Origin of the sequence: Neobacillus sp. PS3-34, assembly GCF_030915465.1 — a bacterium.
Taxonomy (GTDB): domain Bacteria; phylum Bacillota; class Bacilli; order Bacillales; family Cytobacillaceae; genus Neobacillus_A.
Genome location: NZ_CP133267.1, coordinates 1,920,338 through 1,933,453 on the forward strand (window position 1 = coordinate 1,920,338; position 13,116 = coordinate 1,933,453).

The 13,116-nt window shown below is 39.5% G+C and carries 15 protein-coding genes, 1 pseudogene and 1 riboswitch; of the genes and pseudogenes, 8 read left to right on the forward strand and 8 right to left on the reverse strand.

Annotation, left to right across the window (positions count from 1 at the left end; translation table 11 throughout):
- Positions 1-138: 138 nt before the first annotated feature.
- Positions 139-636 carry a hypothetical protein gene (locus tag RCG23_RS09860; RefSeq protein WP_308179563.1) on the reverse strand — a complete coding sequence of 166 codons (498 nt, stop codon included), beginning with the start codon at positions 634-636 and terminating at the stop codon, positions 139-141.
- A gap of 120 nt (positions 637-756) precedes the next feature.
- On the opposite strand from RCG23_RS09860, the gene RCG23_RS09865 reads away from it, so the two are divergent.
- The gene (locus RCG23_RS09865; protein ID WP_308179564.1) at positions 757-1,194 is read left to right on the forward strand and encodes an Lrp/AsnC family transcriptional regulator; all 438 of its coding nucleotides are present in this window, start codon (positions 757-759) and stop codon (positions 1,192-1,194) included.
- A 42-nt stretch (positions 1,195-1,236) separates the two neighbouring features.
- On the opposite strand, the pseudogene RCG23_RS09870 reads toward RCG23_RS09865, so the two are convergent.
- A pseudogene (locus tag RCG23_RS09870) lies at positions 1,237-3,062 on the reverse strand (APC family permease).
- 16 nt (positions 3,063-3,078) lie between these two features.
- Positions 3,079-3,204 carry a hypothetical protein gene (locus RCG23_RS09875; RefSeq protein ID WP_308179565.1) on the reverse strand — a complete coding sequence of 42 codons (126 nt, stop codon included), beginning with the start codon at positions 3,202-3,204 and terminating at the stop codon, positions 3,079-3,081.
- Positions 3,205-3,212: 8 nt separating this feature from the next.
- A riboswitch (cyclic di-AMP (ydaO/yuaA leader) is annotated at positions 3,213-3,359 on the reverse strand.
- Positions 3,360-3,590: 231 nt separating this feature from the next.
- On the opposite strand from RCG23_RS09875, the gene plsY reads away from it, so the two are divergent.
- Positions 3,591-4,211, forward strand: a complete 621-nt coding sequence (plsY, locus tag RCG23_RS09880) for a glycerol-3-phosphate 1-O-acyltransferase PlsY (RefSeq protein ID WP_308179566.1) — start codon at positions 3,591-3,593, stop codon at positions 4,209-4,211.
- A gap of 650 nt (positions 4,212-4,861) precedes the next feature.
- On the opposite strand, the gene RCG23_RS09885 is transcribed toward plsY, so the two are convergent.
- Positions 4,862-5,416 carry a thioredoxin family protein gene (locus tag RCG23_RS09885; RefSeq protein ID WP_308179567.1) on the reverse strand — a complete coding sequence of 185 codons (555 nt, stop codon included), beginning with the start codon at positions 5,414-5,416 and terminating at the stop codon, positions 4,862-4,864.
- A gap of 235 nt (positions 5,417-5,651) precedes the next feature.
- Here RCG23_RS09885 and putP point away from each other — a divergent pair, with 235 nt between their 5' ends.
- Entirely contained in the window at positions 5,652-7,130 is a 1,479-nt protein-coding gene (gene putP / locus RCG23_RS09890; protein ID WP_308179568.1) for a sodium/proline symporter PutP, read from the forward strand.
- A 118-nt stretch (positions 7,131-7,248) separates the two neighbouring features.
- Here putP and RCG23_RS09895 read toward each other — a convergent pair whose 3' ends face one another.
- Positions 7,249-7,719, reverse strand: coding sequence for an NUDIX domain-containing protein (locus RCG23_RS09895; RefSeq protein ID WP_308179569.1), 471 nt, complete (start codon positions 7,717-7,719; stop codon positions 7,249-7,251).
- 20 nt (positions 7,720-7,739) lie between these two features.
- Complete coding sequence (locus RCG23_RS09900; RefSeq protein WP_308179570.1) at positions 7,740-8,060, reverse strand: MGMT family protein; 321 nt, start codon at positions 8,058-8,060, stop codon at positions 7,740-7,742.
- Between the two features lie 417 nt (positions 8,061-8,477).
- Here RCG23_RS09900 and RCG23_RS09905 point away from each other — a divergent pair, with 417 nt between their 5' ends.
- Together RCG23_RS09905 and RCG23_RS09910 are read left to right on the forward strand one after the other, a co-directional pair.
- Complete coding sequence (locus RCG23_RS09905; RefSeq protein WP_308179571.1) at positions 8,478-8,867, forward strand: histidine phosphatase family protein; 390 nt, start codon at positions 8,478-8,480, stop codon at positions 8,865-8,867.
- Positions 8,834-9,088: a histidine phosphatase family protein gene (locus RCG23_RS09910; RefSeq protein WP_308180022.1), complete on the forward strand. Its 255-nt coding sequence runs from the start codon at positions 8,834-8,836 to the stop codon at positions 9,086-9,088. The genes RCG23_RS09905 and RCG23_RS09910 overlap by 34 nt, the downstream gene beginning before the upstream one ends.
- Before the next feature lie 575 nt (positions 9,089-9,663).
- Here RCG23_RS09910 and RCG23_RS09915 read toward each other — a convergent pair.
- Positions 9,664-9,729, reverse strand: a complete 66-nt coding sequence (locus tag RCG23_RS09915) for a hypothetical protein (protein WP_308180023.1) — start codon at positions 9,727-9,729, stop codon at positions 9,664-9,666.
- Between the two features lie 116 nt (positions 9,730-9,845).
- On the opposite strand from RCG23_RS09915, the gene RCG23_RS09920 reads away from it, so the two are divergent.
- The 3 genes from RCG23_RS09920 to RCG23_RS09930 all read left to right on the forward strand — a co-directional run bounded on the left by RCG23_RS09920 (position 9,846) and on the right by RCG23_RS09930 (position 12,792).
- Entirely contained in the window at positions 9,846-10,559 is a 714-nt protein-coding gene (locus RCG23_RS09920) for a DUF421 domain-containing protein (RefSeq protein ID WP_308179572.1), read from the forward strand.
- A gap of 909 nt (positions 10,560-11,468) precedes the next feature.
- Positions 11,469-12,197, forward strand: a complete 729-nt coding sequence (locus RCG23_RS09925) for a ZIP family metal transporter (RefSeq protein WP_308179573.1) — start codon at positions 11,469-11,471, stop codon at positions 12,195-12,197.
- Positions 12,198-12,342: 145 nt separating this feature from the next.
- Entirely contained in the window at positions 12,343-12,792 is a 450-nt protein-coding gene (locus tag RCG23_RS09930) for a BCCT family transporter (RefSeq protein ID WP_308179574.1), read from the forward strand.
- An 18-nt stretch (positions 12,793-12,810) separates the two neighbouring features.
- Here RCG23_RS09930 and RCG23_RS09935 read toward each other — a convergent pair whose 3' ends face one another.
- Positions 12,811-12,933: a hypothetical protein gene (locus RCG23_RS09935; RefSeq protein ID WP_308179575.1), complete on the reverse strand. Its 123-nt coding sequence runs from the start codon at positions 12,931-12,933 to the stop codon at positions 12,811-12,813.
- Positions 12,934-13,116 lie beyond the last annotated feature (183 nt).

A 13,116-nucleotide genomic window follows, 5' to 3' on the forward strand; every position in this document is an offset into this window, starting at 1 on the left:
AAGTTTAATTTCATGAGATTCTCCTTTGAAAGGGGTAAAATCCACATTTAGTAGTGTGCTTGCAACAAACAAAAAATATTCTCCGAAACTTAATGGATGCCCCAAAATTATTTATGGGCATCCATTAAATCTTTCCAATCAATAAATGGGCTTTTTCCTTGTTTCCCCTATCGAGCAAAAATCGTATAAATCCAGGCTGACAATCATTTTATGGAATCCGTCAAACAGGTTGATTAATGCCAGAAGCTTAATGATTTGAGGTTCATCGTAAAATTCCATGAGCCAGCTGATCTCTTCTTCGATAATTTCCTTTGGTTCACGACGGTATTTTTTTATAAAAGTAAAAAGCTTTTGTTCAAACTCCGGAAACTCAGAAAAATCATCTTTAGTGACAGCTGCCTTAATCGGTTCATTCCAGGCGGAATCACCAGTATATGAGAGGCTCATGCATGTTTGACAGCCGTTTATATTAGCCAGAAGAAGGCGAATCTTTTCCTTCATTTCTTTTTCAAGCCCATCCTCCTCTTCCCATAAAAATGCATAAAGCCGGTCATACATTTCCTTAATCTCCGAAACGTATGTCAGGGCATTCTCAAAATTCGATAACTCTTTTATAGGTAAAAAAATCCTTGGCATTTCATCCCATCCTTTCCCTTTTATAGTATAATGCAATCAAAAAGAATGGTATTTCACGTGAAACAATTTATCTGAAAATACTTTCTATATAGAAAGAAAAATGGAGAGGTGGCCTTCCAAATGATTTTAGATGAAACGGATAAGAAAATTCTTAGGGAATTGTCGGCAAACAGCCGGCAGTCGATGCGGGAGCTGGCGAAGAAAGTGAACCTTTCTGCACCCTCTGTTACAGAACGTGTCCGCAAAATGGAAAGTGAGGGCATTATTAGCGAGTACACCATATCGATCGATTATGGAAAAATCGGTTACGGCATCGATTGTTTTATGGAGGTCACCCTCCGTCAGGGCGAATACGAAAAATTCCGGCGTACGATAGCTGAAAACCCGAATGCCGAGTTTTGCTACCGTATCGCCTGCCGTGCCTGCTATATCGTCAAGCTGCGCCTTAACGCGCTGCAGGATCTGGAAGTTTTTATAAATGAAATCACATCCTATGCCGAAACGGTGACACACATCGCCCTTTCGCAAATTAAAATCGAAAAAAATTTGCTTAAATAAAGAAAAGGCGGCTCTACATTTAAGTAAAGCCGCCTTTTTCAATTATTTTTTCAAATGATAAGGAACTGTCGTCACAACGACATTTCTACGGTAAAGAAGAAACGCGCGAATCAAGAAACTTGATTGGTTATGAAGAATGTTGTGCCAGCCCTTTTTCGGAATAAATTGAGGAATCAGTACTGTTACACGGTAATTTGCATCACTCGCTTTATGTTCCACCGTATCGACAAATTTCGTTAACGGCTGAATGATGCTTCGGTAATGCGAGTGAAGTGTCACCAGCCTGATATCCGGCTGCCACTTGTTCCATTTTTCTTCAAATAGCTTTTCATCCTGTCGGTTAAATGAAACGTATACAGCTAAAATCTGGTCTGGTGAAAGCGATTTTGCATAGGCAATCGAGTTCTCTACGACATGAGTTATGCCCGCCACAGGCACGACCATAACATTTCCTTCTATAGGCACAGGCGGTTCACATGTAGTAATCCTTAACTGATCGCCAACTGCTTCATAATGCCTTTTAATGCGGTGGAATCCAAGCACCAACAGCGGAATGAAAATTAATACCGGCCAAACCTGTGAAAATTTCGTAATAAAGAAAATCATCGTTACGGTAAAGCTAATTAATGCTCCGATGAAATTGATGGTTAATTTCACCATCCATCCATTTGGTTTTTCGCGAATCCACTTTACCAGCATCCCAGTCTGGGATAACGTAAACGGAATGAACACCCCGACAGCGTATAACGGTATTAGCTGTTCAGTCTGTCCTTTGAAGGCAACAATCAAAAGGATGGAGGTGACTCCCAAAGTAATAATACCGTTCGAATAGCCAAGACGGTCTCCTCGCATCGTAAACATTCGCATTATATATTTATCCTTAGCAAGATTAAATGCCAATAAAGGAAAAGCGGAATATCCTGTATTCGCAGCGAGAACAAGAATCATCGCTGTCGTTCCCTGAATGAAATAGTACATATAATTCCTACCAAATGTTGTTGCTGCAATTTGGGAGACAACCGTTTCCTGTTCTTTTGGAGTGATACCATAATAATAAGCTAAGTAAACGATTCCCGAAAATAATATTGCCAGCAATATTCCCATTGCCATTAATGTTTTAGCTGCATTATTAGGCGCAGGATCTTTAAAGTTGGGAATCGCATTGGATATCGCTTCTACTCCAGTTAAAGCAGAGCTCCCTGATGCGAATGCCTTAGCAGCAAGAATAATGTAATTCCTGCAACAGGTGTACCAATCGGTGCATGCAAGGTTGGAGAAATATGGCCGGTAAATATTTGATACATACCCACTCCAATCAGGATGAACAAAGCGAGTACAAACAGATAGACAGGATACGCCAATATGGAGGCGGATTCTGTAATCCCGCGTAGATTTAAGATTGTAATAAAAATAACGAGTACAATCGCTATCCATACATTGTACGGATGCAGGGTAGGAAATGCAGAGGTAATCGCATCGGTACCAGCCGAGACACTTACTGCAACGGTCAGGATGTAATCCACCAGCAGGGATCCACCAGCAACCAACCCCGGGTTCTCACCGAGGTTTTCTTTCGATACGACATAGGCTCCTCCACCGTGTGAATATGCAAATATAATTTGTCTGTAAGACAATATAAGAGCAGTTAAAAGAACAAGTACACCAATCGCGATGGGTAAGGAGTACCAAAAAGCCACGGAACTTATTGTAATCAGTACGATCAGGATCTGTTCCGGACCATATGCTACAGAGGACAAAGCGTCTGAAGACAGAATGGCCAAGGCTTTTGTTTTATTAAGTTTTTGTTCGCCTAGCTCAGTTGATTTTAATGGACGGCCAATTAGAAATCTCTTAATTGCTGATAGCATATTTACACCTCTAAATTTATTGTGTAACTTTATATTCCCCAGTTTCAGCAAGTTGAACCCAAAAATTATCTGCTGAATCGCTGAAAATAAAAAAGCCCGCAAGGCAATGTAAATAGCCTAGCGGACGAATTTTCCTTTCCACCAGCTCCACCTTCCTCTCTCATTACGCTTACGAGGTTAGCTGTTGGATTCGGGCTAAAAGAGTAGCCCTACCTACATTCATAGGATTCACCCCAAGTGGTAATAAAACCACGAAAATGGGTCCCCCGCTCCATAAGGATTAAGCGATATAGAAATATGAAACTGATGATAATCATACTCCTGTGTCTCAAGTTTGTAAATTATTAAATTATATTTCCATTCCAATGTTTTCGAAGTTCCTCATATTCTGCATTCAGAACGATTTCCCTAACCCAAAATTCATTTATTTATAGCATCCACTCTCCTTTTTTAAAAGAAAACACATTGTCCTATTTTCACTGAATATAATTTTAAAGATGAATCAACCCACGAAAGGGAATGATGATTATGTTCATTATACTTTTATTGGCTGCCTATTTAATCGGCAGCATTCCAACAGCACTAATTGTAGGAAAGCTAGCATTTGATGTAGATATCCGTGAGCTTGGAAGCCACAATCCCGGAGCTACAAATTCACTTAGGGTTCTCGGTAAAACAGCAGCCATAATTGTATTGATTGTAGATGTTGGGAAAGGCTTAATAGCGGCAGCTTTACCGACTATGTTCCACCTTAGCTTAGAACCGCTTTATTTCGGACTCGCAGCTGTAATGGGCCACTGTTTCCCAATTCTAGCCGGATTCCGCGGCGGGAAGGCAATTGCAACTACAGCAGGAGCGCTTGTCTTTATCAACATCCCTCTATTCGCGGCTGCCTATCTCACCTTCTTCTTCATCATTTTCCTGACCAAATATGTTTTTCTGGGTTCCATTTCAGTGGGAATTGCGCTTTTAACATATTCACTCGTTTCTGCAAAAATAAACTATGAACTGATTTTCCTCTTTTACACCTTGTTGCTTCTGTACCTGCATCGCTCTAACCTCCGAAATCTGGTCCTTGGCATAGAGCCCAAAATCAATGATAAAAAATTGGTTAACGATCGGATTCCTCCGAAAGGAAAGAAGAAGTAAAGAAAAAACACCCCGTGAGCCAGTATTCACGGGTTACTTGTGAGGTGTAAACATTGTAAAACACATATGAAAACGCACTTGAATTCACGATATAATTCACAGTGCGTTTTTTATTGATTTATCAACATTTTTGCAAATTTTAATTGCTTATTTTGTCTTAATTCAGATAGTAAATGACAGGGTATGAAATAATTACTGGAGGGTGTGAATTATTTGTGATTTAGTAAGAAGTCTTATCCTTAATTGAGTAACCAGTGATATTTAAAATAAGCGGAGATTTTTCCGTTAAACTGCAGAATAGAGCTCGGTTCAGGGTATATAAGCGGAGGTTTTCCGATTAAGCAAAGCAAAATTAACCATTTTCACGTTTTTTGAGTCAATAGTCGGAATCTTTCCGTCTATTTAAGCTATTTTCAGTGCTATTTCCTAATTAAGAGAAATTTCTCCTCTTATTTATCAAACTTGCCTTAGTGAAAAAAAGAAAATTCAAAAAAAGCTTAGAGATATTTGCATCTCTAAGCCTTTTTGACTGTGAAATATACTGTGAATTATGCTATGAAGTTTATGTGCTATTTGATTTGGTCTGCGATTTACCGTTTTGTACCTTACAAGTAAAACCCGTTGGAACCAGTATTCACGGGGTGTTTTGCTTACTTCAGTAAAATGCCCAGGATGCTTCCCGAGACCACGCGCCAAATCTTTTCATCAGTCTGGTAAGAAGACATCAATTTCCTGTACATATCCATTTGTTTTTCCTGGAAGTCAGGGGCTTCCTTTTCAGGGAGGCCAGCCCGCCCTTTATCCACCATTTCCTGCATTTGCGGCGCCCTTGGTCCCCAAACACCCACTTCATTGCCCTCTTGGTCGATAAAAATAAAGATAGGAATGGCTCTTGAAGTGCCATTTGTTAAATATTGATCCATTAACTCAAGGTTTTGGTCACGAAGCAGGAATCTTGTTTCGATTCCGCCTTCCTCTGCAATTCTTAAAAGGATCGGATTATTTAACATGGCATCTCCACACCAGTCCTCCGTAAGAGCAATCACCTTTAGTTCACGTGACTTAACCTGCTCAAGTATCTCCTTATCTTCCTTTGACAGCTGAAACGCCTCGTAAATTGATTGCATTTCTTCCTTATTTTTGTTCATGCTATCTATATATTCTTCTGCAGTCATTCCTTTTTGAAACCATTCATTTAAGTTCATTAGCCCAGCCCCTTTGTATGTATTTATCATTATCATACTGTTTTAATGTTACTCCCTTCAAATTTTAAGCGGAACTAAAAATCAATACTTTCGGCCTATCGTTTATTATTATTTTAGTAAAATTTTCGAATTGACAGAAAATAAGCGATTCGTCTATAAATAAAGAAGATGGAATGTTTTATAAATAGAAAATATTATTTTAATTACATCCAAAGATGTCAAAGGGGGAAAGCTTATGTCAAATGATGTTCTGCAACTGATTTCTATTGGCATCTACATGGCCGCCATGCTTTTGATCGGCTGGTATTCTTATCGAAAAACAAGCAATCTCACCGATTACATGCTTGGGGGACGCTCATTAGGTCCAGCGGTTACGGCTTTGAGTGCCGGCGCTGCCGATATGAGCGGATGGCTGTTGATGGGATTGCCTGGAGGAATTTATGTAACAGGCTTAGCAGATGGATGGATTGCCATCGGTTTGACGCTCGGCGCTTATATCAACTGGAAAATGGTCGCTCCTCGTTTGAGGTCCTATACCCAGGTTGCGAACGATTCAATTACAATACCTAGCTATCTCGAAAATCGTTTCAAAGATGACACAAAGCTTTTGCGCATCGTTTCCGGTATTGTTATTCTTGTTTTCTTTACCTTCTATGTTTCATCCGGACTAGTTTCAGGAGCTGTATTTTTTGAAAACTCCTTTGATGTTCATTATCTTACCGGACTTTATATTGTTGGCGGAGTAGTTGTTGCCTACACCCTATTTGGCGGATTCCTTGCCGTAAGCTACACGGACTTCATTCAGGGGCTGATGATGGTCATTGCGCTTTTGCTTGTACCGACATTGGCTATTTTTAAAACCGGCGGACCTGCAGAAACATTCGATACAATTCGTGCCATTGATCCAACCTTGCTGGACTTCTTTAAAGGAACCTCCTTTCTTGGCATTGTTTCTGCAATGGCTTGGGGGCTCGGTTATTTTGGGCAGCCTCATATCATCGTCCGTTTTATGGCGATTACAACGATTAAAGAAACTAAAAGCGCGCGCCGTATTGGAATGGGCTGGATGATTTTCTCACTGATTGGTACGGTATTTACAGCTCTGATCGGAATTGCCTTCTTCCATCAAAACACACAGTATCACTTGAAGAATCCAGAAGCTGTTTTCATCGAAATGGGCCAAATTTTGTTCCATCCATTGGTGGCTGGCTTTGTCCTGGCAGCCGTTCTTGCAGCGATCATGAGTACGGTTTCCTCCCAATTGATCGTTACATCAAGTGCCCTGATCGAGGACCTGTATAAAGTCGTTGTGAAAAAGAACGCCACCGATAAAGAACTTGTCTTCCTTGGGCGTATGGCAGTCTTGATTGTTGCACTTATTGCTGCAGCACTTGCTTTCAAGCAGAACAATACGATATTAAATCTAGTTGCGTACGCGTGGGCAGGATTTGGCGCTTCCTTCGGTCCAATTGTTTTGTTAAGCCTATATTGGAAAAAGCTCACTAAATGGGGCGCCCTTTTTGGAATGATTGTCGGTGCCTTAACCGTCATCATCTGGAAGAATACAGACCTTGCCAAAACGATGTACGAAATCGTCCCTGGCTTTGCCTTCAACTTAATCGTCGCAGTGCTAGTAAGCTTGTTCACATACACAAAAAATGATTCAATCGAAAAAGACTTTGACGAAAGTGTACGATTACTAAAGCACGAATAAATGAATGTCGAAAAGGCTGTGCATGAATTTGCACAGCCCTTTTTATGATTTTGAAGAACACATTTTTTTATTTACATACTAAAAGCATCGTTATGGCAACGATGCTTTTTTAGGCAGATTAATATTGTTCCAGCAGATGTTCTTCGATTACTTCCAGGTTTCTCTTGTTCTCCGCATAGTGGATAATTTGTTCTTTGATGTTTGGATAAAGGATGATTTTATGTAATTCTGACAGTCGCATCCATTTTACATCTGTCTGATTTTGGTCAGGTTTAATAGGGTTCTTTGGTACTGACCCCTCTTTTATTGTACACTCGAACATCAGGCCTAAAGAATGTGTCTCGCCATATCTGTAAGAGTTTAAATGCGGAGCATATTCGTAAACGAATGCCAACGGGCCCACTTCAACATCTACTGAAGCTTCTTCCCTTGCTTCCCTTTGAACCGCTTCAATAACCGCTTCACCGGGCTCCACACCACCAGCCGGTAAATTATAATGAAGCCCATTTTCATCATTAAATTCAATTAGAAGTATTGAGTTGTTTTCGATTATTACTGCACCAGCTCTTACTCTTATGTGATACGACATTGGTATTCCCCTTCCCTAATCTAAAACGTTGAATCATCAGGATGGTACTGGTACTTCTCCAAATTGATAGAAGCACGGCCGGTAAACTTGATGCCTTCACTTTCCAGCGACATCTTTTGAATAAAAAATGATTCATCCTCAGTTAAACCAATCTCACCCTTTGAATTGATTACCCGATGCCATGGAAGCTTATATTTTTGGCTCATCGAATGAAGGATGCGGACGACCTGCCTGGCTCCCTTCGGGCTTCCTGCCAGCCTGGCAATTTGCCCGTAGGTCATCACCTTTCCTGATGGTATATGCTGAATGACTCTAATAGCGCGTTCTGTAAATCGTTCCAATGCTTCCAACCCCTTTTGAAAATAAAAGGGTCCCTTCGTATCCTGAAAGGACCTGTCAATTAGGATGGCAGGAATTGAACCTGCAATCCATAGCACCCTATGTTAGTGCTTTGCCAAGCTGAGCTACATTCCGTTTCGAGAAGTATTATACCATTTTCTGCTAGCGGTCATTACTCCTATTTCATAGCAATCTCCGACAAGTTTCAGCTTATTCCGTCAGCCCTGTTTTCAATCAAACGTTTGATTGAAAACTGCTCCGAGCCATATAAAATAAGGAGATTTTTCCCGGGAAATATAAAAAAATTGTCGAGGAGATTTATACAAAATTCGGGGCATTCTCTTAACCTTGTATGCAGGAAATAATTTGTTAATGTCGTAAATACTTATTGTTGGGTTTAGTAGCTAGGAGGATTTTCAATGGAATTATTATTGATCAGACATGGACAGTCAGAAGCAGATCTTTTAGGTGTTCATGAGGGCAAAGCAAATTTCCCCTTAACAGAATTGGGAGAACATCAGGCAAAGCGGATGGCAACGTATGTAGGGGACTCCTTCCCGCCTGACTTAATTATAACGAGCCCTTTAAGCAGAGCGAAGAAAACAGCCCTGATTTTACAGAAATCAATCGGATGCAGACTGATTGAGGATGAAGATTTAAAGGAATATGATAACGGTGTTCTTGCAGCCTTTCAAAAGAAGCGGCACTTTTACAATATCCCCTTCCTAAAAACGGCAGGCCATATCATGTCCCCATCCAGGAAGGGGAATCAGAACTGGAATTCCGTTTTCGTGCAGAGAGAGTATTGAATAAGCTACTATCTGACTATCCTGGGTGTTCGAGAATTGCCGTCGTCTCTCATGGTGGTCTCATCTCCAATTTTTTAAAATCGTTTCTCAAACAGCCTAATACTAGCGAATTTGGATATTGGACTGGCGATACAGGCATGCATTTACTTGAAGTTAGGGACAGCCTCCGATTGCTGAAGTTTCTTAATAAGCAGGAGCATCTCCTATTTAAATTAAATTGAAAAAAAGTCAATAAGTTATTATTTTCAATTGTTTTACATTTATGGTATATCATAGTCTTCTTAGAGCATAAAAAAATCCTTATAATTAGATGGAAGGTTTAAGTCCTGTCCAAATCCTAATTATAAGGAGATCCCATGGACAAGAATAGCACAAAAACAGTATTTAAGAAATACCTTCATCCAATGGGATTGAGTCAAGCATTTGTGGGCGGAAATTTTCTCACCGTTTTATGTAAGCGCAATCGTGCATTTAGTTGGTTCTCTTGTTAGAATTTCACTGTTTTTTTTTGCGATGTAAAAGGGGGAGGTTGATTTCCGCTCTAGGCTCTCGATTTCCGGGGGTGGTCCGTGAGCCTCCTCAGCGCTCTTCGCGCCTGCGGGGTCTCACGTGATCCGCTGATCCCGCAGGAGTCTCGAGCCCTCCGCTCCAATCAACCAGGTTCCTTAACCAACAGTCATCTTCAAAAAAGCTATTTTAAAATCCCTTTAAGTCCTCTTAACACTTCAAAACAGGGAGATTTGCTTTACCCTTTAAGTACTGAATGTTGTCTCTTGTCGCTTCACCAATTGCTTTTTTATCTTTTTTTTAACTGTTTGGCAAAAACACTCATCGTCCCTTCCGAACTCCCCATGGGACGCATTCCGTCTGTTTCGATTCCTTTTTCCCTCAACCAAACATTCAGTCCTTCTCTTTACATTATTCCTGCAATAAAAGAAATAATATTGCTACAAGTAATTATTAGAGGAGGCAGTATGAATGCAGGTATCTTTACTAATCTATAGGCTTCTCCTTTCGTTTGTTGTCCTAATGCTACTAACAAGACTGATGGGTAGAAAAGAAATCTCCCAGCTGACTTTTTTTAACTTTGTTTCCGCTATTGCGATTGGCACAATCGGTGCCTCACTTGCCATTGATCCTTCCCTTAGTATACGAAACGGGATTATCGCACTTGTTGCCTGGACTCTTTTTACCATTGCAACAGGCATGCTGGATATGAAATCAAAGACTGCCCGCTCTATTGTAGAAGGACAGCCAGTAACAGTTATTAAGAACGGTAAAATTATGGAGGAAGAATTATATAAAGCACGCCTTGATATGAATGCTTTACGTACGCTCCTCCGTAAAAAGAATGTTTTTTCCCTGTCTGATGTTAATTATGCAATTTTTGAGACTGACGGCACTTTATCCGTATTGAAAAAGGAAGAACAGCTTCCGGTAACAAAAAACGATTTGAATATTGGTAAGACAGCTCACACCGAATATCCTATTGCCACTGCCCTCGTTTCCGATGGCCAAGTACTTGATGATAATTTAAGAAAGTTGAACCTCGACCGGGATTGGCTTAACCAGCAGTTAAAATCAGCGGGCGGCGGTTCACCGGAAAATGTATTTTACGCAGAAATTCAAAAAGACGGAACGCTATATATTGACCGGACGGATGATTCACCAAAACCAAAACAGCTTCATTAATGAGGCAAATACCGGTATTTACATCAAATAACTTTAATTCTGCTCTTATGATGAAGGATCATAACGTGAAAAACATCCACATTCAAATGACTTATCAGGATGTTACTTTGCAAATGCTATATGACCTTTTTTTGAAGATGCATGATGGTGACTTTATCTCGATGGCTGGAAATGATATGCAGTAGCAGACGATACGAAAATACGAGCACTTGTTGAATAAATAAATAAATAAGGGTTGCCATATTAGCCGGGAATTAGTTCCGGCTTTTATAAGCCAATGCATAATTAAGAAAGGTTGTCTTTTATATTGCCCATCATTTTGCAGTGGATTTTGCCTCTTCGGCGATGTCTTTTTCATTTTTTGCAATTTGCCCAAATGTATCGCCAGCAATTTTTTCAGAGTTGGGTTTGTAATAGTCTTTTGGTATATTTTAGCTTGTTTATTTCCCCTCCATGCGTACTCAAATGCTCAGCCATAAACCCCAAGGTCCGCTGTAGGTATGTTCATCACTGGTCCCCCTTTAGATTGTTATATGCCATATGTTTAAGAGGAAGTTAAGTTCTTAGTCCCATAATAATTAAAAATCCCTTAAGTCAATAGGCCGAGTATTTTCAAGTAGGGGTAATGATTTCCGATAATTTTTTCAGTTCCTATTCCTATATAAAAACGAGCTAAAAATATCCTTCTGCGGACAAAATTGACATGTTTCTAGTAAAGGAATTTGGTAAAGGCCCATTTAGCAACAACCGCTTCTATAATGATGATGGTTTCAATGAATATCTATTGTTGTCTGTTTTTTAATTTTTTCTTTTAACTAGTGAACTCTGTTAGATTATTTTTCTAATTAAATTCTAACGTTTATCCCAAAACATTTAGGGTAGTTTTTTTATGAAAGGAGAGAGCTACCAATGTGGAATGCTCCAATGTGGGGGGCAATATCAGGATCCGCAGTGCTTCTTGGTGCATTGTTGTCAATGTTTTTGTCTATCCCTAAAAAAATAATTGGTTTAATCATGGCTTTTGGTACAGGTGTTTTAATTGGTGCCGCATCATATGAACTGCTCGGAGATGCAGTAAAAGATGGAGGTATTACACCAACAAGCATCGGTTTTGTATCGGGTGCTATGGTTTTTACGATTTTTGATTATATAGTTTCAAAGAATGGGGCTTCTAAAAGAAAAAGGTCTGGGCAGAAAGCCACCGAAGGTGGAGGGATTGCAATCTTTATCGGTACCATAATGGATGCTATTCCTGAATCTATTATGATTGGAGCCAGCCTGCTAGAGCACCAATCTGTAAGTTTCCTTCTGGTTATTGCTATTTTTATAAGTAATATTCCGGAAGGTTTATCGAGTACAGTTGGAATGAAAATCAGCGGCTATTCAAACAAAAAGATTTCCCTTCTTTGGATCACAGTCCTTGCTATATCAACTTTGGCATCATGGGGAGGATATTTCATTTTAGATGGGGCTTCAGAAAACGTTATGTCTGGTATTGCTGCTTTTGCTGGTGGAGGTATTATTGCCATGGTCGCTTCGACTATGATGCCAGAAGCATATGAAGACAGTGGCCCTATGACAGGATTAATTGCTGCTCTTGGCCTCCTAGCTTCATTAATCTTGGATCATTTTTCCTAAAATGCAAGAACACACAGTGCATCAGTTGTCAGGCTTTTACTGTTAGTAACGTGCTAAATATGTTTTTAAATGCGGTGTCGGGCTTTAATAAATATTTTCATTATATTAATAAATAAGTCGGAATTCATCAAAAGGTAGCGAATTAATGCGTTATAGACAAAAAAGGATGAAATATGAATCCAGAATACTCAGGGGTCTTGACTTCTTTAAACACAAGGGTCTTATGGATGTAATCAACGCAAAAGGCAGTGAAGTAGAGCTCTTTTCCATGTTTGAGAATTTCCCATTATCAAGAGCGCTTCCAATTATAGCTATTTTTCTTATTAGTACATTCTTTATTACATCCGCCGATTCAGCAACCTTTGTACTTGGCATGCAGACAATAAACGGAGATTTAAATCCTTCCAACAAAATAAAACTTGTCCGGGGATTGATTCAATCTGGTACAGCAGCCATTCTGTTATGGACAGGAGGGATGAAGGCCCTTCAAAGGGCATCTATAAAAGCAGCTTTTCCATTTACGATTGTCATGATATTAATCGTATTTTCACTTATTAAATCATTGAGGAAAGATAGATTTGTTACCGGGAAGTAATCTTTTTTATCCCCCTTTTTAAAAAGGGGGACTTTCTTTTTGGACTGCAGTATTTTTACCTTGAGACACATCTGCGTTTTTATCCTGACTGCAGGAAGTTAATAAAAAATGTGAACTTAGTAGTATTGCTGCTCTTTTCATATAAAATTCCTCCATTTTTTGTTTAATCTACTCTATTTTTTACCTACCCTAGTTTAAACTTGATTAACGTTAAAGTTAGAAGAGATTTTATTGTACAAATTTAGAGGATTTCGCGAATTAGAAGGAAAAAAAATTAGATTGTTTTTAATATTAATCAGGGATTTATTAACCCAAATGGAAGAT